The 23,489-nt window shown below is 70.6% G+C and carries 18 protein-coding genes and 1 tRNA gene; 7 read left to right on the forward strand and 12 right to left on the reverse strand.

What is annotated here, in order from left to right:
• Positions 1–14: 14 nt before the first annotated feature.
• The 4 genes from H8N03_RS10820 to H8N03_RS10835 are packed head-to-tail and all read left to right on the forward strand — an operon-like array spanning position 15 to position 9,994.
• Positions 15–1,676, forward strand: a complete 1,662-nt coding sequence (locus H8N03_RS10820) for a hypothetical protein (protein WP_187076172.1) — start codon at positions 15–17, stop codon at positions 1,674–1,676.
• Between the two features lie 5 nt (positions 1,677–1,681).
• Positions 1,682–3,607 carry an ATP-binding protein gene (locus tag H8N03_RS10825; RefSeq protein WP_187076173.1) on the forward strand — a complete coding sequence of 642 codons (1,926 nt, stop codon included), beginning with the start codon at positions 1,682–1,684 and terminating at the stop codon, positions 3,605–3,607.
• Complete coding sequence (locus H8N03_RS10830) at positions 3,604–7,038, forward strand: eCIS core domain-containing protein (protein WP_187076174.1); 3,435 nt, start codon at positions 3,604–3,606, stop codon at positions 7,036–7,038. The genes H8N03_RS10825 and H8N03_RS10830 overlap by 4 nt, the downstream gene beginning before the upstream one ends.
• Position 7,039: 1 nt before the next feature.
• Entirely contained in the window at positions 7,040–9,994 is a 2,955-nt protein-coding gene (locus H8N03_RS10835; protein ID WP_187076175.1) for a CgeB family protein, read from the forward strand.
• Between the two features lie 34 nt (positions 9,995–10,028).
• On the opposite strand, the gene H8N03_RS10840 is transcribed toward H8N03_RS10835, so the two are convergent.
• The 10 genes from H8N03_RS10840 to H8N03_RS10885 form a co-directional block, all read right to left on the reverse strand.
• Positions 10,029–10,499, reverse strand: a complete 471-nt coding sequence (locus H8N03_RS10840) for a FecR family protein (RefSeq protein WP_187076176.1) — start codon at positions 10,497–10,499, stop codon at positions 10,029–10,031.
• Between the two features lie 112 nt (positions 10,500–10,611).
• Positions 10,612–11,337 carry a class I SAM-dependent methyltransferase gene (locus H8N03_RS10845; RefSeq protein ID WP_187076177.1) on the reverse strand — a complete coding sequence of 242 codons (726 nt, stop codon included), beginning with the start codon at positions 11,335–11,337 and terminating at the stop codon, positions 10,612–10,614.
• Between the two features lie 158 nt (positions 11,338–11,495).
• Positions 11,496–11,571: transfer RNA gene (locus H8N03_RS10850), tRNA-Asn, on the reverse strand.
• 56 nt (positions 11,572–11,627) lie between these two features.
• Positions 11,628–12,743 carry an NAD(P)/FAD-dependent oxidoreductase gene (locus H8N03_RS10855; RefSeq protein WP_187076178.1) on the reverse strand — a complete coding sequence of 372 codons (1,116 nt, stop codon included), beginning with the start codon at positions 12,741–12,743 and terminating at the stop codon, positions 11,628–11,630.
• A gap of 6 nt (positions 12,744–12,749) precedes the next feature.
• The gene (gene fdxA, locus H8N03_RS10860) at positions 12,750–13,079 is read right to left on the reverse strand and encodes a ferredoxin FdxA (RefSeq protein WP_187076179.1); all 330 of its coding nucleotides are present in this window, start codon (positions 13,077–13,079) and stop codon (positions 12,750–12,752) included.
• A gap of 70 nt (positions 13,080–13,149) precedes the next feature.
• Positions 13,150–14,424, reverse strand: a complete 1,275-nt coding sequence (locus tag H8N03_RS10865) for a sulfate adenylyltransferase subunit 1 (protein ID WP_187076180.1) — start codon at positions 14,422–14,424, stop codon at positions 13,150–13,152.
• Positions 14,424–15,356, reverse strand: a complete 933-nt coding sequence (gene cysD, locus H8N03_RS10870) for a sulfate adenylyltransferase subunit CysD (RefSeq protein WP_187076181.1) — start codon at positions 15,354–15,356, stop codon at positions 14,424–14,426. The genes H8N03_RS10865 and cysD overlap by 1 nt, the downstream gene beginning before the upstream one ends.
• Positions 15,353–16,075, reverse strand: coding sequence for a phosphoadenylyl-sulfate reductase (locus H8N03_RS10875; RefSeq protein ID WP_187076182.1), 723 nt, complete (start codon positions 16,073–16,075; stop codon positions 15,353–15,355). The genes cysD and H8N03_RS10875 overlap by 4 nt, the downstream gene beginning before the upstream one ends.
• 1 nt (position 16,076) lies before the next feature.
• Positions 16,077–16,466 carry a DUF934 domain-containing protein gene (locus H8N03_RS10880; protein WP_187076183.1) on the reverse strand — a complete coding sequence of 130 codons (390 nt, stop codon included), beginning with the start codon at positions 16,464–16,466 and terminating at the stop codon, positions 16,077–16,079.
• Entirely contained in the window at positions 16,463–18,292 is a 1,830-nt protein-coding gene (locus H8N03_RS10885) for a nitrite/sulfite reductase (protein WP_187076184.1), read from the reverse strand. Before H8N03_RS10885 ends, H8N03_RS10880 begins: the two co-directional genes overlap by 4 nt.
• 165 nt (positions 18,293–18,457) lie before the next feature.
• Between H8N03_RS10885 and H8N03_RS10890 the strand changes: the two genes are divergently transcribed.
• Positions 18,458–19,195 carry a response regulator gene (locus tag H8N03_RS10890; protein ID WP_187076185.1) on the forward strand — a complete coding sequence of 246 codons (738 nt, stop codon included), beginning with the start codon at positions 18,458–18,460 and terminating at the stop codon, positions 19,193–19,195.
• Here H8N03_RS10890 and mnmC read toward each other — a convergent pair.
• Together mnmC and H8N03_RS10900 are read right to left on the reverse strand one after the other, a co-directional pair.
• Positions 19,164–21,005 carry a bifunctional tRNA (5-methylaminomethyl-2-thiouridine)(34)-methyltransferase MnmC2/FAD-dependent 5-carboxymethylaminomethyl-2-thiouridine(34) oxidoreductase MnmC1 gene (gene mnmC, locus H8N03_RS10895; protein ID WP_187076186.1) on the reverse strand — a complete coding sequence of 614 codons (1,842 nt, stop codon included), beginning with the start codon at positions 21,003–21,005 and terminating at the stop codon, positions 19,164–19,166. The two genes, H8N03_RS10890 and mnmC, sit on opposite strands and share 32 nt — an antisense overlap.
• Before the next feature lie 4 nt (positions 21,006–21,009).
• Positions 21,010–21,282 (reverse strand): oxidative damage protection protein, encoded by a 273-nt coding sequence (locus tag H8N03_RS10900; protein WP_187076187.1) that lies wholly within the window; start codon positions 21,280–21,282, stop codon positions 21,010–21,012.
• 123 nt (positions 21,283–21,405) lie between these two features.
• On the opposite strand from H8N03_RS10900, the gene H8N03_RS10905 reads away from it, so the two are divergent.
• Positions 21,406–22,428, forward strand: coding sequence for a sulfate ABC transporter substrate-binding protein (locus H8N03_RS10905; protein ID WP_187076188.1), 1,023 nt, complete (start codon positions 21,406–21,408; stop codon positions 22,426–22,428).
• 64 nt (positions 22,429–22,492) lie between these two features.
• On the forward strand, positions 22,493–23,044 hold the full coding sequence (locus H8N03_RS10910) for an NADPH-dependent FMN reductase (RefSeq protein ID WP_187076189.1): 552 nt from the start codon (positions 22,493–22,495) through the stop codon (positions 23,042–23,044).
• Positions 23,045–23,489: the final 445 nt, after the last annotated feature.

Raw genomic sequence — 23,489 nt, forward strand, 5'->3', positions numbered from 1 at the left:
CGAGGGGCGGTGCGATGACCGCGCGTGCGCATGCGATCCGCACCGCGCGCCTGCCGGCGCACCTCGCCGGACGGCCGACCGCGCGCGAGCGGCTGGAGCGCTGGCTGGCGGACGCCGACCCGGCGCGGCACGGCCTGCCGCGCGAGGCGATCGTGGTGGTCCGCCGCATGCGGGCACGCTGGTCGCAGGTCACCAGCCGCGACGCGCAGGTGCGCCATGCGCCGCTCGCGGCAGCACTCGGTGCCGCGGCGCGCCCCGCGCGGGGAGAGTCGGGCGACGTCGTGTGGTTCGCGGACGAGGCCGAGCTGCTTGCGTGCCTGGCACAGGACGCGCTGGCTGGCCGGCTCGCGCTGTGCTGGTGGTGGCGGCTGGTGCTGCCGATGGTTGCGCCGGCGGCTGCACGCGCCCGGTGGATGGCCGAGCCGCGCGCCGTGCCGCGTGCGGTCCTGAGGCTGGGCGAGGCCGCCGCTGTTGCGTGGTTCGCGCAGTGGACGCCGAGCGAACGGCGTGCACTGCTGGGTGCGCTGGCGCAGGTGTTCCCCGTCGCGCCGGAGGTGCTGCAGTGGGCGGATACTGCGGAAGCCGGGCCGGAAGCAGGGCGGGTGCCACCGGCGCCGCGCGACGTGCGGCAGCGTGCCGCGTCTGCCTTGCTGCGCAAGCCGCGGCGCACTCCCCAGCGCGCGGAGGAATGCCTGCAGCGGCTCGCGGCCGCCCTGGCCGCGGACCCGATGGCGGGGTTGCGCCTGCCGATGGCGCGGAGGGACCGCCAGGACGGCGAAGGGCACCTGGATCCGCGCGAGCCGCAGCAAGCCTCTCGCTCGCACGAAGGTCGCGAGGCCCAGCCCGCGGGTCGCGCGCAGCGATCCACCGGCCCCCGCGGCGTGCGGCCGGCGGTGTCCATCGCATCGCCCCCGCGCGCGGGTGCGCTGCCTGCGCATGCATCCTCGCGCCGCGGCGTTGCCGCACAGGCGCCCCTCCCGCCTGCAACCCTGTCGCTCGATCGAATGCCAGCGCAGCGCGGCGGCGCCGAGGCGCCGGCCGGTGTTCCGCACGCATTCGAGACCTTGGCGCCGGGGCAGCTTGGGCCGGAGGCGCCGCCGCACGGGCCCGCCGCAGCTCGCGCGCTCGACGGTGCGCCAGCGGTGGCCGCGCAGGAGCACGTGATCGACACCCGCTTCGCCGGCCTGCTGTTCCTGCTGAACGCCGCGCTCGAAGCCGGCCTGTACGGCGACTTCACCCGCCCGCTGCATGCCGGGTTGGCCTGCAGTCCCTGGCGCTTCCTGTTCGCGGCCGGCGATGCGCTGGGAGGCCGCGCATTTCGCCGCGACCCGCTCGCCGGCTGGTTGCGGCACCACGCGGGCCGACCTCGCCACTGGCGGCACGCCTGCACGCGGCTCCTGCGGGCCGCGTGGGGGGAAGAGGTGCCGCTCGCGAATGTGCAGGACACGCCCTGGCCCTTGCTGCGCCTGCGCCTCGCATTGGCACTGGACCTGCCGCCGACGCGGGCCGTTGCGCTCGTCCTGCGCGTGCCCGGGCGCGTGCGCGCATCGGCCGACCGCCTCGACGTGCACATGGCGCTCGCGGACCTTCCCCTCGCCGTGCGCATGGCCGGCCTCGACCGCGATCCCGGCTGGATCCCTGCCGCAGGACGCGACGTGCGCTTCCACTTCGACTGAACGCCATGGACGCCGCCAGCCCGCTCCCCACCGCGCGCGCGCTGACGCCGGCCAACCACCTGCGCCTCGCGCTGCTGCATGCCGTGCTGGCCCTGTTGCTGCGTGCGACGCAGCGGGTCGCGCCCCTCGACGCGCTGGCGACACGCTTTCCCGCCACGCAGCGCTGGCTGGACCGCGCCGCGGCCGCCGGCCTGGAAGGCTGCACGCTCGAAGCCGGACTCGGGCAATTGTCGGAACGACTGTGGGACACGCGAACGACGGAGCTGCCGCTCGCGCGCCTGCGCCGCGCCCTCGACCTGTCCACGTCCGACGTGGATGCCTGGTTGCTGTGCGCCGCGGCGGACGAGGATCCCGCGCTCGGCGACCTGCTGGACGTGCTCGGTGGCCACGAAGGCCGCGCCACGCCCGGCCTGCTCGGGGATGCCGAAGGCCTGCTGCCCGAGGGCGTGCACCGGCTGCGCGAGGCGGGCTTCCTGCGCGAAGCGGCCGCGGGACGCTGGCGGACCTGGTGCGTTCCGCCCGCCGTGTGGGAGGCCGTGCAGGGCCGCGCGGCAGCGTGCACGGACCGGGACGCGCTGCCGCAGTGGTCCGATCTCGTGCTGCCGCCGCACGTGCGGGAAACCGCCGAACAGGCGCTGGCCCGGCACGCGCCGCAGCGTGTCTGCTGGGTGCTGCCGGGTGGCAGTGGCAGCGGCAGGCGCACGCTGGCCGGCGCCCTGGCGCGCAGCGCGGGCTTCGGCCTGCTCGGTCCATCCCCTGGCACCGACCCCGCGGAACTCGCTGCGTGCGCCGTGCTGCTCGGCGCGATGCCGCTGGCCGACTTCAGCCCGTCACCCGGCGAGCGCGTGGACGTGCCCGCGTTCCCCTGGCTGCCTGCGCCCGTGGCCGTGCGCGTCCCGCGCGACGCAGCGGTAGCGGCGGCAGGCCGCGTCGCCTGCTCCATCGAGCTCGCACTGCCCGACCGGCTGGAGCGCGAGCGGCACTGGCAGCTCGCCCTCGCGCGCGAGCCGGAGGAGGCGGTCGTCGACCTGCGCCTGCCGCGCGGGTGGATCCATCGGCTCGCGGCGCAGGCCGGTGGCAGCGCAGTGGCAGTGGCGGCCCACGCCGATGCGCAATGCCGCCACCGGCTCGAAGGCCTCGCGCACCGCGTGCCGCCGCCGGGCGCGAGCGAGGAGCTCGCGTTGTCCGACGGCGCGCAGCAGGAGTTCGACCTGCTCGTCGCCCGCTGCCGGCACCGCGAAGCCTTGCCGGAGCTGCTGCCGGCGGCCTTCGGCCATGCGGGCAGCACCGGGGTGCGTGCGCTCTTCAAGGGAGCCAGCGGGACCGGCAAGACGCTGGCGGCGCGCCACCTCGCCGCCGCCCTCGGGCGGCCGCTCTATCGCGTGGACCTCGCCGCCACCGTGAGCAAGTACATCGGCGAGACCGAACGCAACCTGGAGCGCGTCTTCGCTGCCGCCGAGGAACTCGACGTCGTGCTTCTGCTCGACGAGGGCGACGCGCTGATGGCGGGCCGCACGGCCGTGGCGAACGCGAACGACCGCTACGCGAACCTCGAGACCAACTACCTGCTGCAGCGCGTGGAGCGCCACGGCGGCCTGCTGGTGGTGACAACGAACCTGCCCGAGCGCATCGACCCGGCCTTTGCCCGGCGCATGGATGCGACGCTGGAGTTCCCCCTGCCCGACGCGGTGACGCGCTATCGCCTCTGGCGTGCGCACCTGCCCGCCGGCCACGGCGTGGACGAGCCGGCGCTCGAGGAAGTCGCGCGCCGCTGCGCGCTGAGCGGCGGGCAGGTCCGCAACGCGGCGCTGCACGCGAGCCTGCTGGCGCTGGAGCAGGGCGCCGCGCTGCACGCCCACGACCTCGGCGCGGCGCTGCGCCGCGAGTACGCCCGCGCCGGCCTGGCCTGCCCCTCCTTGTCTTTCGCATGACCCGGACCCTCGCGCCCCCGGAAACGCTGCCGGCCGCGTTCCGCGCGGGCAGCGCGCCGGCGACGGTGCAGCGGGCCCCCTTGCGCGTGTCGTCGCCCGAGGATGCCGGCGAGCGGGAAGCCACCGCCGCGGCGCGCGCCGTGATGGCGATGGGACCGGCGCGCGTGGGTTCGGCGGGGCCGGGCGTCATCCAGCGCGCGGCGCAGGGCCCGGCCGCTCCGTCCCTGTTGCCGGGCGGGCCCGCGGGCGGGCAGCCTTTGCCGGCGGTGATCCGGCGCTTCATGGAGCCGCGCTTCGGCGCGGACTTCGGCGCCGTGCGCATCCACGTCGACGCGCAGGCGGCCGCGGCGAGCCGGCGCCTCGGCGCGCGCGCCTTCGCCACCGGCCAGCACATCTTCTTCGGCGCAGGGCAGTACCAGCCGGAGAGCGCGGCGGGCCGCGAGCTGATCGCGCACGAGCTCGCGCACACCGTGCAGCAGGGCGCCGCGCCCCGCATGCCCGTGCAGCGCAGCGCGGACCTGACGCTCACGCCGCAGCCCGCCGGCCACGTGCAGCGCCTGGGCCTCTCGGACGCGCTCGACTACTTCGCCGACAAGGCGAACCTGATCCCGGGCTTCCGCATGTTCACCATCGTGCTGGGGATGAACCCGATCAACATGCGGCGCGTCGAGCGCAGCGCGGCCAACATCCTGCGCGCGGTCATCGAGTTCATGCCGGGCGGCGCCCTCATCACGCAGGCGCTGGACAACCACGGCGTGTTCGAGCGCGCGGGTGCCTGGGTGGAGCAGCAGATCGCCAGCCTCGGCCTGTCCTGGTCCACGATCAAGGACGCGATCTCGCGCTTCCTGGACTCGCTCGGCTGGCGCGACATCTTCGACCTGGGCGGCGTGTGGGACCGGGCCAAGCGCATCTTCACGGAGCCCATCGACCGCATCCGCACCTTCGTCGGCAACCTCGTCGACCGCGTCATCCAGTTCGTGAAGGACGCGATCCTGCAGCCGCTGGCCCGGCTCGCGTCCAACACGCGCGGCTGGGACCTGCTGTGCGCCGTGCTCGGGCGCAACCCGATCACCGGGGAGACCGTGCCGCGCAACGCGGAGACCCTGATCGGCGGCTTCATGAAGCTGATCGGCCAGGAAGAGATCTGGCAGAACATCCAGCGCGGCAACGCCATCGGGCGCGCGTGGTCCTGGTTCCAGGGCACGCTGTCGGGCGTGCTCGGCTTCGTGCGCGAGCTGCCGGCGATGTTCCTGGACGCGCTGCGCTCGCTCACGATCGGCGACATCGTGCTGGTGCCGCGCGCCTTCGCGAAAGTCGCGGGGGTGTTCGGCAGTTTCGCGCTGCGCTTCGTCACCTGGGCGGGCGAGCAGGTCTGGGGCCTGCTGCAGATCATCTTCGAGGTGGTCGCGCCGCAGGTGATGGTCTACATCCGGCGCGCCGCCGGTTCCCTGCGCACCATCATCCGCGACCCGATCCGCTTCGTCGGCAACCTCGTGCGGGCGGCGATGCAGGGCCTGCGCCAGTTCTCCGCCAACTTCCTCGGCCACCTGCGGGCGGCGCTGGTCGGCTGGCTGACGGGCGCCATGAGCGGCGCGAACATCTACATCCCGCAGGCCTTCAACCTGCGCGAGATCCTGAAGTTCGTGCTCAGCGTGCTCGGGCTCACCTGGCAGAACATCCGGCAGAAGCTGGTGAAGGCGATCGGCGAGACGGCGGTCGCGGCGCTGGAGACCGGCTTCGACATCGTGCTCACGCTGATCCGCGAAGGGCCGGCGGCCGCCTGGGAAAAGATCCTGGAGAGCATCAACAACCTGAAGGACCTCGTCATCGAGCAGGTGATGACCTTCGTGCGCGACAACGTGGTGATGGCCGCGATCACCAAGCTCGTGTCCATGCTGAACCCGGCGGGCGCCTTCATCCAGGCGGTCATCGCCATCTACAACACGATCATGTTCTTCGTGGAGCGGATGCGGCAGATCGCGCAGGTGGCCGCCGCGGTGATCGACTCCATCGACGCCATCGCCCGCGGCGTCATCGGCGCGGCGGCGACCCGGGTGGAGCAGACCATGGCCGGCCTGCTGACGCTGGTGATCAGCTTCCTCGCCCGCATCGCGGGCCTGGGCCGCGTGAGCGACGCCGTCACGAAGATCATCGACAAGGTGCGCCAGCCGATCGACAAGGCGCTCGACCGCGTGATCACCTGGATCGTGGAGCAGGCGAAGAAGGCGGGCCGCGCGCTGGTCTCGGGCGCCAAGGCCGCGGCGGGACGCATCCTGCAGTGGTGGCGCATGCGCAAGAAGTTCACCGCGGGCGGCGACAAGCACGAGATGTACTTCCAGGGCGAGAAGAAGGCCGCGCGCCTCTTCGTCGCCAGCGATCCCACGCCGTTCGAGGACTTCGTGGCCACGGTGCCCAAGACGAACCCGGCGCGCGACACGGCCATGGGCTACGCGAAGCAGATGGACGCCGTGCGCAACAAGGCGAAGAAGGGGGCCGACGAGACGCTGGACGACGCGGCGCTCGCGGAGCTGGAGAAGCTCTGGGAGAAGCTCTCCGAGCAGCTCGCCCTGTGCTTCGTGGGCACGTCCGCCAGCGAGCCGCAGTACGGCGCCACGCCCGGGCCCGCGGGTTGGGGTTCCGGCATGGTGATGCTGACGCTGGCCAAGCCGAAGTCGCCGGGGACGAAGCCGAGCGTGGACAACAAGGTCTTCCAGGACCTCAACCTGCGGCGGCACGGCACGGCGTCGTCGCCCTCCGGAGCGAGCTACTACATCCTCGGCCACCTGCTGAACATGCAGCTCGGCGGACTCGGGAGCGTGTGGGGCAACATCACCCCGCTCTCGCGCACCGGCAACGCGCAGCACGACCAGCAGGTGGAGTCCAAGCTGCGCGACCCGGTGCTGAAGTCCAAGCGCGTGTACCGCTACGAAGTGCAGGTGCGCTACGGCCGCAAGGCGAGCGCGCTCCTGGCGCAGATCCCGGACCCCGCGCCGGACCCGGTGCTGCAGAACAAGCGCAAGGTGCTGGTCGCCGAGCAGTACGTCGCCACCAGCCTGCTCGTGCGCGCGCAGGAGCTGGACACCCCCGGCCGCAAGGGCACCGAGAAGGTGGTCGCCGAGGTGGCGAACGTCGTCGACCAGTCCTCGCTCGCCGCCTATGCGGTGCCGGGACAGGCGATCCGGCGGCTCAAGGTGCTGGCGATCAACGACTCGGCCGGCAAGGGCGGCGTCACCGAACACAAGGAAGCGCTGATGCGGCTGCCGGGGATAGGACCGGAACGCGTCAAGCAACTCATTGCCGGCAAGCCCTACGCGACCTGGAAGTCGGTGAGCGAAAAGGTGGACGGCGTCACCGAGGCCGTCACCGATGGCTGGCGCGCCGGCGTGGACGGCGCGAAGGTGGTCCTCAACGGCACCACGACCTGGGAATGACATGGACATCGCCGCTGCGCTCCTGCCCCGGACTGCCACGTTCGCGGCCTATCGCGACTGCCTGCGCGGCCAGTCGGTCGTGGTGTGCGGTTGCGGGGAATCCGCCGCCCTGCTGCAGGACGCGGCGCGCTTCACCACGATCGGCGTCAACGACATCGGCCGGCTCTTCGACCCGACGTACCTCGTCGTCGTCAATCCCCGCGCGCAGTTCCGCTCCGACCGGTTCCGGCACGTGGAGCGCTCCCGCGCGAAGGCGCTGTTCACGCACCTCGACCTGGGCCGCGTGGACCCGCCCGTGGTGCGCTTTCCGCTCGGGACCTTCGCCGGCACCGACCTCGACGCGCACGCGCTGCACTACACGCAGAACTCGCCTTACGTGGCGGCTTGCCTTGCCGCGTACATGGGCGCGGCGCGCATCGGCTTGCTGGGCGTCGACTTCACGGACCATCACTTCTTCGCGCGCACGGGGCGCCATCCGCTGGCCGGACGGCTGGCGCAGATCGACCGCGAGTACGGCGCGCTGGCGGAGGCGCTGCGCGCACGCGGCGTCGCGCTGGAGAACCTGAGCCCGGCGAGCCGCCTGCAGTCGCTGCCGCGCGCATCGCTGGCGGAGTTCGCGTCCGGCGAGGCGGCGCGCCCGGTCGCGCGGCCGGCGCGGCGCGTGTTCGTCGCCAACTACCGCTTCCTCTCCTGTGGCGAGGTGTTCGCCGACGGCCTGCGTCATGCCGCGGAGCAGCTCGGGGTGGAGCACGCCGCCGCGCGGTGGGACGATCCCCGGCTGCCGGAGAAGGTCGCGGCCTTCGCGCCCGACCTGCTGCTGGTCGTGCACGGGCGCCGCTTCGCCCAGAGGTGGGGAGCGCGCTTCGCCCGCTGGCGCACCGCGGTGTGGCTCACCGACGAGCCTTACGAAGTCGACGACACGGCTTCGTGGTCCTCGCGCTTCGACCTCGTGTTCGCGAACGATCCGGCCACGCTGGACCGGCACGGCCACGCGCACTACGTGCCGATGGCCTACGACCCGCAGGTGTATCGGCCGGGGGAGGGCGCGCGCGCTTACCGGGTCGGCTTCATCGGCGGCGGCAACCCGAACCGCGAGCGGTGCCTCGCGGCGCTGGCCGATGCCGGCCTGCTCGGCTACGTCGTCGGCGGCCCATGGCGCTCGCCCGCGCTGCAGCGCCTGTGCCTCGCGGCGAACGTCCCGGCGCTGCGCACCGCGGAGCTCTATCGCCAGACCGAGGTCGTGGTGAACGTGTTCCGCGAGAAGCACCACTTCAACGCGCGCGGCGTCGCGGCGCATGCCATGAATCCGCGCATCTACGAAGCGCTGGCCTGCGGCGCCGCGGTGGTGTCCGAGCGGCGCGCCGAGATCGCGCAGGTCTTTCCCGAGCTCCCGCAGTTCGACGGACCCGACGACCTGGTGCGGCAGGTGCGGCACTTGCTGGACGATCGTTCCGGGCTCGCCGACCTGCGCGCCGCCTGCACCGCGCGGCTCGCGGGACACAGTTACGGCGACCGGCTCGCGCGCATGCTGGAGATCGCCTCGGCCGGCGCCGCGGCACCGGCTCCGGCTCCGGCTCGCCTGCCGCCCGCGGCTGTCGTCGCGCCGCAGCCTGCGCGCCCACCGGCAGCGCGGACGGTGGCGTCACCGCCCCGGCGCGCCGCGCGCCTCGAACCCATGCCCTTCGACGCGCCCCCGCGCCGCAACCTCCTGTACCACGTGTGGCCGGTGCGAGGTCCCACCTGGCGCTGGAACCTCGACGAACTGCTGCAGCGCGTGGACCTCTTCAACGGACGGCGCATCGTCGGCATCGCGTGCGACGAGCGCACCGATCCGCCCGAGGCGGTGCAGGAGCACCTGGCGGGACACGGCTTCGAGTTCGTCGTCGTGGCCAACGATGCGAGCGGCGAGGGCGCCACCTTCGCCGCGATGATGGAGCGCGTGGCCTCCACCGAGCGCAACGAGCTCACCTTCTATGCGCACGCGAAGGGCGTGAAGTACGAGCCGCAGGCGCCGCCGGCGGTGCGCCGCTGGGCGGAGGTGCAATACGCGGTGACGCTCGACGACTGGGTGCGGGTGCGCGAGGACCTGGTGCGCCACGCGATGACCGGCCTGTTCCGCCGCCACGGCCGCTTCCGCAACCACGAGAGCGTCGGTGCCTGGCACTACAGCGGCACCTTCTTCTGGATGCGGCACGCGCACGTGTTCCGGCGCCACTGGCGCGAGGTGCCGCGCTTCTACGGCGGCGTGGAGGCCTGGCCGGGCACGCTCTTCGCCGCGGAAGAAACCGGCTGCCTGCTGATGGACCAGTTGCGCGACCTGCCGTACCGCGACGCGTTCTGGAAGCAGCGCGGCGAGCCGGCGTTCCGCCAGTGGAAGGCGGGGATGCGCAGCGTGCCGGTGCCCGCGGGCCTTGCGGCGCCCGCGCCCTTCGAGGGGCATGCCTGGCCGCGCCTCGAGCAGAAGCCGCAGGAGTTCGCCTGGTGGCTGGACCGGCTGCTGCGGGAAGACGTCCGCGAGTTGCTGGTGGTGGGTGCCGGCTGGGGCGGCGAGGAGTGGCACATGGCGCGCCGCTTCCGCGAGGCGGGACGCACGCTGTCCATCACCACCCTGGCGCCCGAGGCGAGGCGCGAATGGCACGAGGCCGCGCAGGACGCGCGCGCGCGTTTCGGCCAGCAGCTCGTGCTGGCGACGCAGGCGTGCGGCGTGCCGCAGCGGGTGGATGCCGCCTTCGTCGACGGCGAGCACGGCTACCGCGCGTGCCGCGGCGACGTGGCGCTGGCGACTTCACGCGGAGCGCGCCTCGTGGGCTTGCACGACATCGTGGATTCGGACTGGCACGCGCAGAACCGCTGCTGCGTGTCGCGCGTGTGGGCCGAATTGCGGGCGGCCGGAGGCACCGAGGAACTGGCGTCCGGCGAATGGGGCGGAATGGGCATCGCCCGCGTGCTGCCCTGAAGGCGGCACGCGGGCGACGGGATGCCTGCAGCGATCAGCGGCCGCTGATCGGGGTGTTGTTGTTGTCGTCGTTGTTGGCGGCGATCGCGCCGACGGCGAGCAGGGCGGCGAAGCCCGCGACCGCAGCGCCCGAGGGGGTGCCGATGCCCACGCCCGCCGGCACGGTGCCGGAGGTGGTGGCGGTGGTCGTCGTGACGGCGGTGGTGACCGGCTGCATCGCGGCCTGCAGCTGCTGGCAGCTCATGGCGGAACGCACGGTGATCGCATGCCCCGGCGGCACGGTGATCACGCAGCCGTTCGCGAGGCGGAAAGTGACGGAGCCGGTGGTGGTGGTGATCACGCGCGCGCCTTCGACGATGGGCGCGCCCACGGTGATCGCGGTACCTGCGGTGCCGGTGGTGACCGTGGCCACTCCGCTGACGTTGGTCACGGTGCCGAGCGGCGCCTGCGCAATCGCCGCGCCGGCGATCAAGGAGATGAGGACGGTTCCCAGTTTCTTCTTCATGGCATCTCTCCTGTGAAAGAGCCTCGGAAGGTAGCACCGCGTGAACGGCTCAGGGGTAACTCGTTATTGCTCAGTACTCGCGTGTTCATGCGAACGCGCGCCGGAATAAACGCTAGCGCTGCGAAAGGCCGGGCAGGTGCCGAGCCCACGGCGGCACCGCGCGGTACGCGGCATGCCACCCCGGGGCCGGACGGCCGAGCTGCATCCCGCGCGCGGCGAAGCAGCGTCTCAGGCTCTCCTGCGAGAAGAGGCTGATGTGCCCGTTGCGCGGGGAGGCGTACCACCAGTTGAGCGGCCGGCCCTGGCCCACCTCGCCGTCGTTCAGCAGCGTGCTGAACAGGATCAGCCCTTCGGGCTTGCACAGGGTGGTGAGGTTGTCGAGCAGCGAATTCACGTCCGGCACGTGCTCGAAGACCTCGACGGCCGTGACGAGGTCGAAGCGCCCCAGCGTGTCGACCCGCATGTCGGTGTTCACGAACGGGTCGTAGCTGGTCGAGTCCCAGCCCCGCTCGCGCAGCGAAGCACTCATCAGGCCGGAGCCGCCGCCGTAGTCCAGGTGGCGCAGGCCGCCCCTGGCATCGCGAAAGATCCCGTCGAGCATCTCCGCCGTGCCGCGCGGCCGCACGTCGTCCCACTCCGGATCGACGAAGGTGTATTCGGCGTTGTAGATGTTCCTGGCGAATTCCTCGGGCGTCCAGGCCTGGAGTTCCGGGGCGAAGCAGAAGCCGCAGGTATCGCACAGGTGGTAGCGCACGAGCCGGCCGCTGGGCGGCAGGACGCGCCCGCCGGGTTCGGCGCAGGACTTGTTGAAGTCCACGGTGGCGAGATAAGGGGCCATGGAGCCGCAGACCTGGCAACGGGCGGGCTCGCGCCGCCGCTTCGCCCCGCTGGCCTTCCTGCCGAAAAAGCCGAACAGTCCCCCGCCCGCCATGGTGCTCTCCGTCCTCTTGCCACGAAGAAAAGGGGCCCACACGACGTGCGGGCCCCTTGCTGTTTTGGCTCCCCGACCTGGGCTCGAACCAGGGACCTACGGATTAACAGTCCGGCGCTCTACCGACTGAGCTATCGGGGAACAAGCCTTAGATTATAGCGTGGGTTTTGGCCCTACCTTGCAGGGACCTGAACCGATCAGTCGAAGACCGGCGTTTCCACGCCCAGCACCTTGTGCAGCTTGGGGCTGGTGGTCGTGTACTGCAGGTGGATCTTGCCCTTTTCCGGGAAGATGATCGGCGCGGCGCCGAAGGCGGCCAGCGCGCATTCATGGAAGCCGGAGAGGATCAGCTTCTTCTTGCCGGGGTAGGTGTTGATGTCGCCCACCGCGAAGATGCCCGGCACGTTGGTCGAGAACTTCTCCGTGTCCACCTTCAGCTGCTTGCGCTCGATGTCCAGGCCCCAGTCGGCGATCGGGCCGAGCTTGGGCGACAGGCCGAAGAAGACCAGCAGCACGTCCGCCGGCACGACGCGCGTCACGCCGTCGGATCCGGTCACCTTGGCACCCGTGAGCTTGCCGTCCTTCTCTTCGTAGCCGGTCACCTGGCCGACGACGAACTGCATCTCCATCTGCTCGCACAGCTCGTGCATGCGGGCCACGGAGGCCGGCGCGGCGCGGAAGCCGTCGCGGCGGTGGACCAGGATCACGCTCTCGGCCTTGTTGACGTTGCCGTCCTCGTTGCCGGGGGTGAAGTTCAGCGCCCAGTCCAGCGCGGAGTCGCCGCCGCCCACGACCAGCAGGTTCCTGCCCGCAAAGTCGGCCGGGTTCCTCACGCGGTAGAACAGCTGCGAGCCCTCGAACTTGTCGAGGCCGTCGACCTTCAGCGTGCGCGGCTCGAAGGCGCCCACGCCGGCGGCGATGAAGATGGTCTTCGTGAGGAAGCGGGCGCCCTTGGAGGTCTCGACGTAGAAGCGGCCGTCGTCCTGCTTCTGCACGACGGTGACCGTCTGGCCCAGGTGGAAGGTCGCGCCGAAAGGCTCGATCTGCTTCAGCAACGCGTCCGTCAGTTCCTTGCCCGTGCACACGGGGATCGCGGGAATGTCGTAGATCGGCTTGTCGGGGTACAGCTCGATGGGCTGGCCGCCGGGATAGGACAGCGAGTCGATGACGTGGGCCTTGATCTCGAGGAGGCCGAGCTCGAACACCTGGAACAGGCCCACGGGACCCGCGCCGATGATCACCGCATCGGTCTCGATCGGGCCGTCGTGCGCGGCGGCGGTCTTGATCACTTCTTCGTTCAGTTCAGATTTCATGGTTCCCTACTTGACCAGCTCGGACAACTTGCCCGGCTTGTCCTTCCATTCCTCGGCGTCGGAGAGCGCCGGCTTGCGCTTGGTGATGCTCTTCCAGCCGGGCGCGTGCGACAGCTCCACGTTCAGCTTGATGAAGCCCACCTGGTCGGCCGGCACGTCCTCCTCCGCGTAGATCGCATTCACCGGGCACTCCGGGATGCAGACCGCGCAGTCGATGCACTCGTCGGGGTCGATCACCAGCATGTTGGGACCTTCCCGGAAGCAGTCCACCGGACACACGTCAACGCAGTCGGTGTACTTGCAGCGGATACATTGTTCGGTGACGACGTGGGTCATGTGCGGTGGCGAGGGATGGGGGGAAAACCCTCGATTTTATTTGGTTTTCGTGTCCCCACCCCGAGCAGGATCAACGAACGAGCGCGGCGCCGGAGGTCTTGTGGCTGGCGGTGTCCACCAGCACCAGGGCGCCCAGCGCGCGCGAGCGCGCATACGGCAGGGTGGCCAGCGGCTCCTGCAATGCCAGTTCGACGTGGCCGATGCCGTTCGGTTCCAGCTGGTTCGCGTCCTGTTCGGCCAGGGTGTTCACGTCCAGCTTGTGCACGATGCGCTTCACCTTGGCCTTCACCCAGCGGTGGCCGTGCAGCGCCCAGTACACGCGGCCGGCGACGAGCGGTTCGTCGTCGAGCCAGGCGACGGTGGCGGAGACCTCGCGCGAGGGCGTGAGGGCCGCCGGGGCCAGCAGCCAGTCGCCGCGGGAGACGTCCACCTCGCGGTCCAGGACGATGCCGGCACTGTGCCGCGCGGCCACCGGCCCGGACGTGCGCACGTGGTCCAGCACCTGGGCCACCCGGGCGACCTGCCCGCCCGGCAGCACGGTGACTTCCTGGCCCGGCTGCACCTCGCCCGTGGCCACGCGGCCCCAGAAGACGCGGCGGCCCTGCGAGGTGTCGGCGGAGGAAGAGAACTTCTCCACCCACTGCACCGGGAAGGCGAAGGCTTCCGTCGTCTCCGCGGGGGTCACGTCCAGCTTTTCCAGCAGCGCCAGCAGGGACGGACCCTGGTATCCGGCCCAACCCGCCTTGGCTTCGACCACGTTGTAGCCCTTGAGGGCCGAGATCGGCACCACGGCATGGGCGTCGATGCGGGCGGCTTCCGTGAAGTCCTCCAGCGCGCCGCGGATGTTGTTGAACGCCACGGTGGCGTCGTCCACCGCGTCCAGCTTGTTGATCGCGAACACGATCGTGGGCACGCGCAGCAGGTTCGCCAGCAGCGTGTGGCGGCGCGTCTGGGGCAGCAGCTCCAGGCCGGGGTTCTGCCACTTCAGCTTGGTCGCGTCGACCAGCACCACGGCGGCATCGGCACTCGACGCGGCCGTCACCATGTTGCGCGTGTACTGCTCGTGGCCCGGCGCGTCGCCGATGATGAACTTGCGGGCGGGCGTCGCGAAGTACCGGTAGGCCACGTCGATCGTGATGCCTTGTTCGCGCTCGGCCGAGAGGCCGTCGGTCAGCAGCGCGAGGTCGGTCTCGCCGGACTTCGAGACGGAGGCCAGCTGGTCCTGCAGCACCGCGCGGCTGTCCACGAGCAGGCGGCCGATCAGCGTGCTCTTGCCGTCGTCGACCGAGCCGCAGGTGATGAAACGCAGGGCGGCGTCGTGTTCGGTGTGGATGGCGGTCGTCATCAGAAATAGCCGTCCTTCTTGCGTTTTTCCATCGAGGCATCGGACGTCTTGTCGTCCATGCGGGTGGCGCCGCGCTCGCTCACGTCGGCCAGCAGCGTCTCGGCGACCACTTCGGCGGCGTTCGCCGCCGGGCTCGCCACCGGGCAGGTGCAGGTGATGTCGCCCACGGTGCGGAAGCGCACGGTGCGGGTGACGACTTCCTCGCCGGCTTTCGGCGGGGTGATCTCGGTCACCGGCACCAGCAGGCCGCGGCGCTCCACCACCTGGCGCTGGTGGGCGTAGTACAGCGACGGCAGGGCGATATCCTCGCGCTCGATGTACTGCCAGACGTCCAGCTCGGTCCAGTTGGAGATCGGGAAGACGCGGAAGTGCTCGCCGGGGGCCAGGCGCGTGTTGAACAGCGTCCAGAGCTCCGGGCGCTGCGCCTTGGGTTGCCACTGGCCGAAGCCGTCGCGGTGGGAAAAGATGCGCTCCTTGGCGCGGGCCTTCTCCTCGTCGCGGCGGGCGCCGCCGATCAGGGCGTCGAAGCGGAATTCCTCGATGGCTTCCAGCAGCGTGACCGACTGGTGGGCGTTGCGGCTCTCGTCCGGGCGCGCCAGGCGCACGGTGCCGCGCTTCATCGAGTCCTCCACGCTGCGCACGATCAGTTCGGCGCCCAGTTCCTTCGCGCGGAAGTCGCGGAAATCCGTGACCTCGCGGAAGTTGTGGCCCGTGTCGATCATCAGCAGCGGGTAGGGGATGCGGCCCGTGCCGAAAGCCTTCTCGGCGAGCTTGAGCAGGACCAGCGAGTCCTTGCCGCCCGAGAAGAGCAGCGTCGGACGTTCGAAAGCGCCGGCGACCTCGCGCAGGATGAAGATCGCTTCCTCTTCCAGCGCGTCGAGGTGCGCGCTGGAGATGCGTGACAGCAGTTGGGGTTCCGTGCGGGCGTTCATGCGGCGACCTTTTCTTTCTTCACGTGCAGGCCGCATTCCTTTGCAGCTTCGTCTTCCCACCACCACCGGCCAGACCTGAAATCTTCCCCGAGGCTGATCGCCCGCGTGCAAGGCGCGCAGCCGATGCTGGGGAAGAACTGGTCGTGCAGCGGGTTGTAGTCGACGGCGTTGATGGCGATGTAATGCCAGACGTCGCCCCAGGTCCAGTCGGCCAGCGGGTTGACCTTGGCGCGGGCTTCGGTGGTGTCGATGGCGGGCACGTCGGCGCGCGCGGCCGACTGCTCCTTGCGCAGGCCCGTGATCCAGGCCTTCTGGCCCTCCAGCGCGCGGGCGAGCGGCTCCAGCTTGCGGATGGAGCAGCACTCCTTGCGCAGCGGGATACTCCTGTACATCGCTTCCCGGCCTTCGCGGCCGACGAACTGGACGACGGCCTCCTGCACGGGGCGGTAGACCTCCACGGGCGCGCGCGAGGCGGCCTGCGTGCGTTCCAGCAGCGCCAGCGTCTCGGGATGCAGCGCACCCGTCTCCAGCACGAACACCGGGATGTCCAGCGCGAGGCTGTTGATCAGGTGCGTGATGACGACGTCCTCGGCGCCCAGGCTGGAGGCCTGCTTCAGCGGCGCGAGCTCGGACGCGGCGCGCACCAGCAGCTTCTGCGTCGCGGCCAGCTTGGCCTCGAAGTCCTTCGAGGGCCGCGCGTTCAGGTCGATGGCGCCCATCTCAGCTCCGCGCGAAGTGGGGCTCGGCGTCCACCACGTCGGCCTGGTAGAACTCGGCGTAGCGGTCGAACTGGCGCTGCGCGTCGGCGGCGTCCTTGCCTTCCTTCAGCACCGCGCTGGAGAAACCCGTGCGCTGCATCTGCACCAGCTGGTCGACCAGCACGTCGCCCGTGGCGCGGATGTCGCCCGTGAACTTGCGGCGGCGGCGCAGCAGGTAGGCCTGCGTGAACGCACGGCCGTCGGTGAACTTGGGGAAGTGCAGCTCGATGCGGTCCACGCCGTCCAGCGAGAGCTCGGTCACGTCGGCATCGTTGGCGACGACGAGCACGTTCACGCCCGCTTCAGCCTGCACTTCGGATGCGTGCAGGATCTCGATCAGGCGCCGGGTCATGCCATTTCCCTTTCCACGAAACGGGCGGCGTTGGCGGCGGCCTTGAACGGCTCGTGCCCGACGCGGCGCAGCGTGGCGATGAAGGGTTCGTACTTGCCGTCCGCGGCGGGCTGCCGCAACTGGCGGTAGGCATCGATCAGCGCTTCGATGACGCCCGGCACTTCCTCCTTGGCGAAGGACGGGCCGACGATCTTGCCCGGCGTGGCGGGGCCGGACAGGTCGGAGCCGTTGGAGCCGCCGAGCGTGATCTGGTACCACTCCTTGCCGTCCTTGTCGACGCCGAGGATGCCGATGTGGCCGGCGTGGTGGTGGCCGCAGGAGTTGATGCAACCCGAGAAGTTCAGGTCGATCTCGCCGATGTCGTATTCCTCGTCGAGGTCCTGGAAGCGCTCGGTGATGGCTTCGGCGATGGGCAGCGAACGCGCGTTGGCGAGCGAGCAGAAGTCGCCGCCCGGGCAGGCGATCATGTCCGTGATCAGGCCGATGTTGGGGCGCGCGAGGCCCAGCTTGCGGGCCGCGGCCCACAGCTCCGGCAGGTCGTCCTGGTGCACCCAGGGCAGCAGCAGGTTCTGTTCGTGCGTCACGCGCGCTTCGCCGGCGGAGAAGCGATCGGCGAGGTCCGCGATGGCGTCGAACTGGTCGGCCGTGCAGTCGCCGGGGTTCTGGCCCAGGCGCTTGAACGACAGCACCACCGCGCGCAGCTGCGGGTTGCGGTGCGGCAGCACGTTGCGCTGCAGCCAGCGGTCGTACAGCGGGTCGGCTTCCGCGTCGGCGCGGATGATCTCGTGCACGCGTTCGGAAGCGGCATCGCGCGGGACGCGCTGGATCTCGGGCGCGACGAACTGCGCGGCCACGCGGTCGTACTCTTCCTGCGTGATCGTGTGCGGGGCGCCGTCGATCTCGACGATCTGGCGGAATTCCTCTTCCACCTTGTCGATGTACGCCTGGCCTTCGGCCTTCACGAGGATCTTGATGCGGGCCTTCCAGACGTTGTCGCGGCGGCCGTAGGTGTTGTAGACCCGGATGCAGGCCTCGAGGTAGCTCAGGAGGTGCTGCCAGGGCAGGAACGGGCGCACGACGGTGCCGATGATCGGGGTACGGCCCATGCCGCCGCCGACCAGCACCTTGAAGCCCAGTTCGCCGGCCTCGTTGCGCAGGATCTGCAGGCTGATGTCGTACCAACCCAACGCCGCCCGGTCTTCCTTGGCACCATTGAGCGCAATCTTGAACTTGCGGGGCAGGAAGGCGAATTCGGGGTGGAGAGCGGCCCACTGGCGCAGGATTTCCGCGAACGGACGCGGGTCCGCGATCTCGTCGACCGCGATGCCGGCGAGCTCCTCGGTGGTGATGTTGCGGATGGCATTGCCGCTGGTCTGGATGCCGTGCATGTTCACGTTGGCCAGCAGTTCCATCACGTCCGCGGCGCGGGTGATCGGGATCCAGTTGAACTGCACGTTGGTGCGCGTCGTGAAGTGGCCGTAGCCGTACTTCAGGTTCGTGACCACCTGGCGGTTGGTGCCGGGGACGGGCACCGGGCCCAGCGCCAGCTGCTTCTCCTGCGCTTCCTGCAGCAGGGCGGGATCGGGACGGTCGTACTCACGGGCGACGGTGCCCAGGGCGCGCAGCTGGGTGCTCGAAAGCTCGCCGTACGGCACGGAAATGCGGGCCATGGGGGCGTAACGCTGGATATACCAGCCGTTCTGCAGCCGCAGCGGACGCAGCTCCTCGTCGGTGAGCTTGCCGGCCTGCCAGCGTTCGAGCTGGTCGCGGAACTGGGCCGCGCGGGCACGAACGAATTGCCGGTCGAATTCTGTGTATTGGTACATGGAACGTCACGGGGGCCTCCGGAGGGAGGCGGAGCCGAGACTTTAGGGAGGGGCCATATGAATCCAAACTATTTTTAAGTTAGCGCCTTATGCGGATAAGCTTATGCACGAGGACGGATGCGAGCTCCCCGGCGGTTTTCGCCGGGCGCCGGATAAGCGAGGGACATGGCCCAGAGGATCTACGTCAAGGTGATCGGCTTCTCGGACGAGGAGCGCCACATGCTGAACACGGTGTTCCGGCTGTCGGAGCAGTGCCGCACCATGTACCAGCTGTGGACTCCGCAGGCGGCCGAACCGGCACGCGTGGCTTTGCTGGACGGGCAGAGCTGGGAGGCGCGCGTCGAGGCCGAGTCGCCGCTGCACGCGGGCATGCGGCTGCTGTGGATCGGTCCGAACGCGCCGGCGGGCGTGTGGCGCAGCTTCCAGCGGCCCATCGCCTGGCCCGAGATCGTCGGCGGCCTGGACGCGTTGTTCGAGCCCGGCGCGGCGCAGCCGGCGGCCGCGGCTGCCGAACCCGAGTCCGCCATGGCCCGCAAGCACGCGCTGATCGTCAGCGCCGACCGGGGCGAACGGCTCTACCTGCGGGCGCGGCTGGCGCTGGCGCGCCTCACGCAGGCCGACGAAGCCGAAACCGGCTCGCACGCCATGGAACTGGCGCGCAGCAAGCAATACGACGTGGCGCTCGTCGACGCCGGCCTGGACGACATGGACGCCTGGGCGCTGCTGTCGCGCCTGCGCGGCGGCCGCCGGCCCATTCCGCACCTGGCACTCACCAAGGCTGCGCGTTCGATGGCGGAACGCCTGAAAGCCTGGCACGGCAGCACCGCGCTGCTGGAGGACCCGCCGGATCCCGAACGGCTGGACGCGTGGCTCAGCCGGATCGAGGTGGGCCCAGCCGGCTGAGGTCGAGCGCGCGCGCGAGGCGCGCCTCCAGCGGCAGCGGCTCGCCGTGCAGGCGGGCCGCCAGCAACTCCCCGCACAAGGCCGCGAAGGTCAGGCCGCGCGAACCCATGGCCGTGGCGAGCCACAGGCCGGCCGAGATCTCTCCCACCAGCGGACGGCGGTCCGCGGACGTGCAGCGCACGCCGGCCCAACTGCGGACCTGGCCGCGTGCGGCCGCGGCCTGCATCACTTCCGCCGCGGCGGGCAGGACCTCGGCGACGCGGCGCAGGTTCTCGTCATCGTCCTGCGGGCGCAAGCGCGTATCGGTGTCGCCGCGGCCGTAGGTGGAGCCCGTGATCCACGCCCCGCGGTCCACGAGCGGAACGCGTGGCAGGAAGTGGCCATGGCCGTTGACGGGGAACGGCGGCAGCGTGCCGGCGTCCTCTCCGTGCGGTCCCCAGGTCACCTGGCCCCGCACGGCGTTCAGGACGGGCGGCGCGGGCAGCAGGTCCGCGCTGGCGAGGGCCGCCGCGACGACCACGAGGCCCGCTTCAGCGATGCGGGTGCCGCTGGCGTCTTCCACCCCCCAGCGATCCCCGAGCGGCACGATGCGCGCGACGCGCTTGCCGCCCTCGAAGCGCACGCCAGTCTCGCGCAACCAGCTGCGCACCAGTGCCGCCGGTTCGATCCAGGCAGCGTTCTCGTGCCACCACGCGTTCTCCGTCGCATCCACGCCTGCCGTGTCCTTCTGCGCAGGCGTGGCCTCGCGCGTCCAGGGCGCCAGTGACTCGCCGAGCGCGGGCAGGGCGCGCGCATCGTCGCCGCACCACTCGAGGACGCCGGTGCGCTCCCACTCGAGCCCGCGCGCGAGCCGCTGCTGCGCCTGCTGCAGGGTGACGCGCACGCCGGCCCGGGAGAGGCGCGAGAGCAGGTTGTCGTCCGGGGACTGGTGGGGCGCCAGCAGGCCCGCAGGCAGCGCCGATGCGCCGCTCGCCGGCGCACTCGCGGCGTCGAGGACGCGCACCGACCAGCCACGGCGTGCCAGGCTGGCCGCCACCGCGGCGCCGGACAAGCCGGCACCGAGCACGATGGCGTCGGCAGCCGCGCGCGGCGCCTCGTCGTCCAGCCCTTTCACGGGCCAGGACGGGTCGTAGCGCCCGGCGAGGCACTCGCGCTTGGGCGGCAGGCCGGCGCGCTTGTCGACCTGCCAGCCGCAGGAGCGGAGGTCGCGGCGGACCTGGCCGTTGACCGTCCAGGTCGCGATGCGGGTGCCGCGGCGGCACAGGCGCGTCACGCCTTTGAGCGTGTCCAGGCTCCACATCTGCGGGTTGTGCAGCGGCTCGAAGCCGTCGAGGAACACCGCATCGGCGCGGAACTCCTGCTCCTTCAGCATGGGTGCCACGTCGCCGACGCACAGGGTGAGCAGCACGCGTCCACCTTCGAAAACGAAGCGGTGGAAGCCGGGGACGAGCCCGGCCCACTGCGCCGCCAGTTCCTCCGCCAGGGGCTGCAGCGCCGGATAGGTCGCCACCGCCCGCAGCAGGTCCGCCGCCGCGACGGGCCAGGCCTCGACAGAAGCGAAATGCAGCAGCGCGGGGCGTTGCGGGTCGCTGCGCCACGCGTGCCAGGTCGCGAGGAAGTTGAGGCCCAGGCCGAAGCCGGTTTCCAGCACGCGCCATTGCGGCTGCCCGGCCCAGGCCTGGGGCAGGCCGGTGCCTTGCAGGAAGACGTGCTGCGCCTGTTCGAGCCCCCCGGTGGCGGTGCGGTAGATGTCGTCGAAGCGCGGGCTGCGCGGCGTGCCGTCGTCGCGCCAGTCGACGGCTTCGCTCATGGCCTTATTGCGATGGCGGGACGTATCCCGCGGCAGTGTCTGCGCCACTGCCAAAGAAGTGGTTTTCCATCTGCCGCTTCAGGTACTCGCGCGCGCGCTGGTCGGCGAGGTTCAGGCGGTTCTCGTTCACCAGCATGGTCTGCTGCTTGAGCCACTGCTGCCACGCTTCCTTGCTGACGCTGTCGTAGATGCGCTTGCCCAGTTCGCCGGGGTACGGGGGGAAATCGAGGCCTTCGGCCTCGCGGCCGAGCTTGATGCAGTTGACGGTGCGTGCCATGTCTTTCACGCGCTCCTGTGGGATGTTGGGATGAGCTTATGCGGATATGGAAACAAGAACTCTGTCGTTCGTTTCCGAAGCGCCGGCTTCCAGAATGCGCCCCAGCAACAACAAGGACGCTCCATGAGCCTTCGCCGCGACTTTATCAAGATTCCCCTGGCCGTCGCCGCCGCGGCCGCGCTGGGCCTCACCGGCATGCCGTCGATCGCGCAGCCGCTGCAGCTGCTCAACGTCTCCTACGACCCCACGCGCGAGCTGTACGTCGAGTTCAACCAGGCCTTCGCGAAGTACTGGAAGGGCAAGACGGGCCAGGACATCACCGTCAAGCAGTCGCACGGCGGCTCGGGCAAGCAGGCGCGCTCCATCATCGACGGTCTCGACGCCGACGTCGCCACGCTCGCCCTGGCCGGCGACACCGACGCGCTGGTGAAGCACGGCGGCTGGCTCGCGGCCGACTGGCAGAAGCGCCTGCCGCACAACGCGTCGCCCTATACCTCCACGATCGTGCTGGTCGTGCGCCAGGGCAACCCCAAGGGCATCAAGGACTGGGACGACCTGGTCAAGCCCGGCGTGAGCGTGATCACGCCCAACCCGAAGACGTCGGGCGGCGCGCGCTGGAACTACCTGGCCGCCTGGGAATTCGGCAAGCGCAAATTCGGCAGCGACGCGAAGGCGAAGGAATTCGTCGCGAAGCTGTTCGCCAACGTGCCGGTGCTCGACACGGGCGCGCGCGGCTCCACCATCACCTTCGCCCAGCGCAACCAGGGCGACGTGCTGGTCGCGTGGGAGAACGAGGCCTACCTGCTGGAGAAGGAGTTCGGCACGAAGTTCGACGTGGTCGCGCCTTCGCTGAGCATCCTGGCCGAGCCCGCCGTGGCCGTGGTCGACAGGAACGTCGACCGCAAGGGCACGCGTGCCGTCGCGGAGGAGTACCTCAAGTACCTGTACACCGAGGAAGGCCAGGACATCATCGGCAAGAACTTCTACCGTCCCGCCGTGTCGCAGAAGGCGCAGGCGAAGTACGCGAAGCAGTTCCCGAAGATCAACCTGTTCACCATCGACCAGGCGTTCGGCGGCTGGGCCAGGGCGGACAAGGAGCACTTCGCCGACGGCGGCAGCTTCGACCAGATCTACACGCGGAAATAGGACGGCGACTACAGCGAGGGGCGCGGTGCGCGCGGAACATGGTCCCCTCGAGAACCGGAGAACCATGATGACCTACCGCATCGCCGTCGTCGTCGGCAGCCTGCGCCGCGAATCCTTCAACCGCCAGCTCGCGGACACGCTGGCGAAGCTCGCTCCGAAGGAGTTCGAGTTCGTGCAGGTCGGCATCGGCGACCTGCCGCTGTACAACCAGGACGACGATGCGAACCCGTCGGAGGCGGTGAAGCAGCTGAAGACCGCGATCGCGGGAGCGCAGGGGGTCCTCTTCGTCACCCCCGAATACAACCGCTCGGTTCCGGGCGTGCTGAAGAACGCGATCGACCACGCCTCGCGGCCCTATGGCCAGAGTGCGTGGGCCGGCAAGCCCGCGGCCATCGTCGGCATTTCCGTCGGCGCCATCGGGACTGCCGTCGCGCAGCAGCACCTGCGCACCATCCTCGCCTATCTCGACATGCCGACGCTCGGCCAGCCCGAGATGTTCCTGCAGAACAAGCCCGGCTTCTTCGACAACGAGGACACGAAGCAATTCCTGCAGAAGTTCCTGGACCGGTTCGCGCAGTTCGTGAAGGAGCATGCGGATCGGGTGGCGAACCGGTGATGGCTGTTTGGCGCGGCCCATGGTCCGGCCCGGGGTGGGGCAGCCCGCCTCGGCGAATGTCCCCCGGATCGGGCTGAAGCCCGATCCTCCTCCTTTACTTCGCCGAGACGGACTGCCCCACCCCGGGCCTGCGCCGTGCGCTTTTCCAAGAAAGCGCGCGGCGGAGGCCGAGGGCGGGGAAGCCTTTTCGGGGAAGTGAAGGAGGAGGCGCGGGCTTGCCCGCGCCGGGGGACATTCCCCGAAAAGGCTTCCCCGTCCTTGGCCGGCCCATGGGGAACGCCGACAGCAAGGAAAAAGCCGCCTTGCGGCGGCTTCTCTGGGTCCCGGCGGTCTCAACCGGTCAATGCAACATCATGGATGTTGAGAGAGAGAGGACCGGAATGACAGCAAAGAAGGATCGAGGACTCGCGCCGGAGCACGCCGCGGAAATGTGGCGTCGGTGGAA

The organism is Ramlibacter cellulosilyticus (assembly GCF_014297465.1).
Taxonomy (GTDB): domain Bacteria; phylum Pseudomonadota; class Gammaproteobacteria; order Burkholderiales; family Burkholderiaceae_C; genus Ramlibacter; species Ramlibacter cellulosilyticus.

Coding starts and splice junctions, on each gene's coding strand:
- H8N03_RS10835 (WP_187076175.1), top strand. CDS start 7,040: ATGGACATCGCCGCTGCGCTCCTGCCCCGGACTGCCACGTTCGCGGCC.
- H8N03_RS10890 (WP_187076185.1), top strand. CDS start 18,458: ATGGCCCAGAGGATCTACGTCAAGGTGATCGGCTTCTCGGACGAGGAG.
- H8N03_RS10900 (WP_187076187.1), bottom strand. CDS start 21,282: ATGGCACGCACCGTCAACTGCATCAAGCTCGGCCGCGAGGCCGAAGGC.
- fdxA (WP_187076179.1), bottom strand. CDS start 13,079: ATGACCCACGTCGTCACCGAACAATGTATCCGCTGCAAGTACACCGAC.
- H8N03_RS10830 (WP_187076174.1), top strand. CDS start 3,604: ATGACCCGGACCCTCGCGCCCCCGGAAACGCTGCCGGCCGCGTTCCGC.
- H8N03_RS10855 (WP_187076178.1), bottom strand. CDS start 12,743: ATGAAATCTGAACTGAACGAAGAAGTGATCAAGACCGCCGCCGCGCAC.
- H8N03_RS10885 (WP_187076184.1), bottom strand. CDS start 18,292: ATGTACCAATACACAGAATTCGACCGGCAATTCGTTCGTGCCCGCGCG.
- H8N03_RS10845 (WP_187076177.1), bottom strand. CDS start 11,337: ATGGCCCCTTATCTCGCCACCGTGGACTTCAACAAGTCCTGCGCCGAA.
- H8N03_RS10910 (WP_187076189.1), top strand. CDS start 22,493: ATGATGACCTACCGCATCGCCGTCGTCGTCGGCAGCCTGCGCCGCGAA.
- H8N03_RS10840 (WP_187076176.1), bottom strand. CDS start 10,499: ATGAAGAAGAAACTGGGAACCGTCCTCATCTCCTTGATCGCCGGCGCG.
- cysD (WP_187076181.1), bottom strand. CDS start 15,356: ATGAACGCCCGCACGGAACCCCAACTGCTGTCACGCATCTCCAGCGCG.
- H8N03_RS10905 (WP_187076188.1), top strand. CDS start 21,406: ATGAGCCTTCGCCGCGACTTTATCAAGATTCCCCTGGCCGTCGCCGCC.
- H8N03_RS10875 (WP_187076182.1), bottom strand. CDS start 16,075: ATGGGCGCCATCGACCTGAACGCGCGGCCCTCGAAGGACTTCGAGGCC.
- H8N03_RS10880 (WP_187076183.1), bottom strand. CDS start 16,466: ATGACCCGGCGCCTGATCGAGATCCTGCACGCATCCGAAGTGCAGGCT.
- H8N03_RS10865 (WP_187076180.1), bottom strand. CDS start 14,424: ATGACGACCGCCATCCACACCGAACACGACGCCGCCCTGCGTTTCATC.
- H8N03_RS10820 (WP_187076172.1), top strand. CDS start 15: ATGACCGCGCGTGCGCATGCGATCCGCACCGCGCGCCTGCCGGCGCAC.
- mnmC (WP_187076186.1), bottom strand. CDS start 21,005: ATGAGCGAAGCCGTCGACTGGCGCGACGACGGCACGCCGCGCAGCCCG.
- H8N03_RS10825 (WP_187076173.1), top strand. CDS start 1,682: ATGGACGCCGCCAGCCCGCTCCCCACCGCGCGCGCGCTGACGCCGGCC.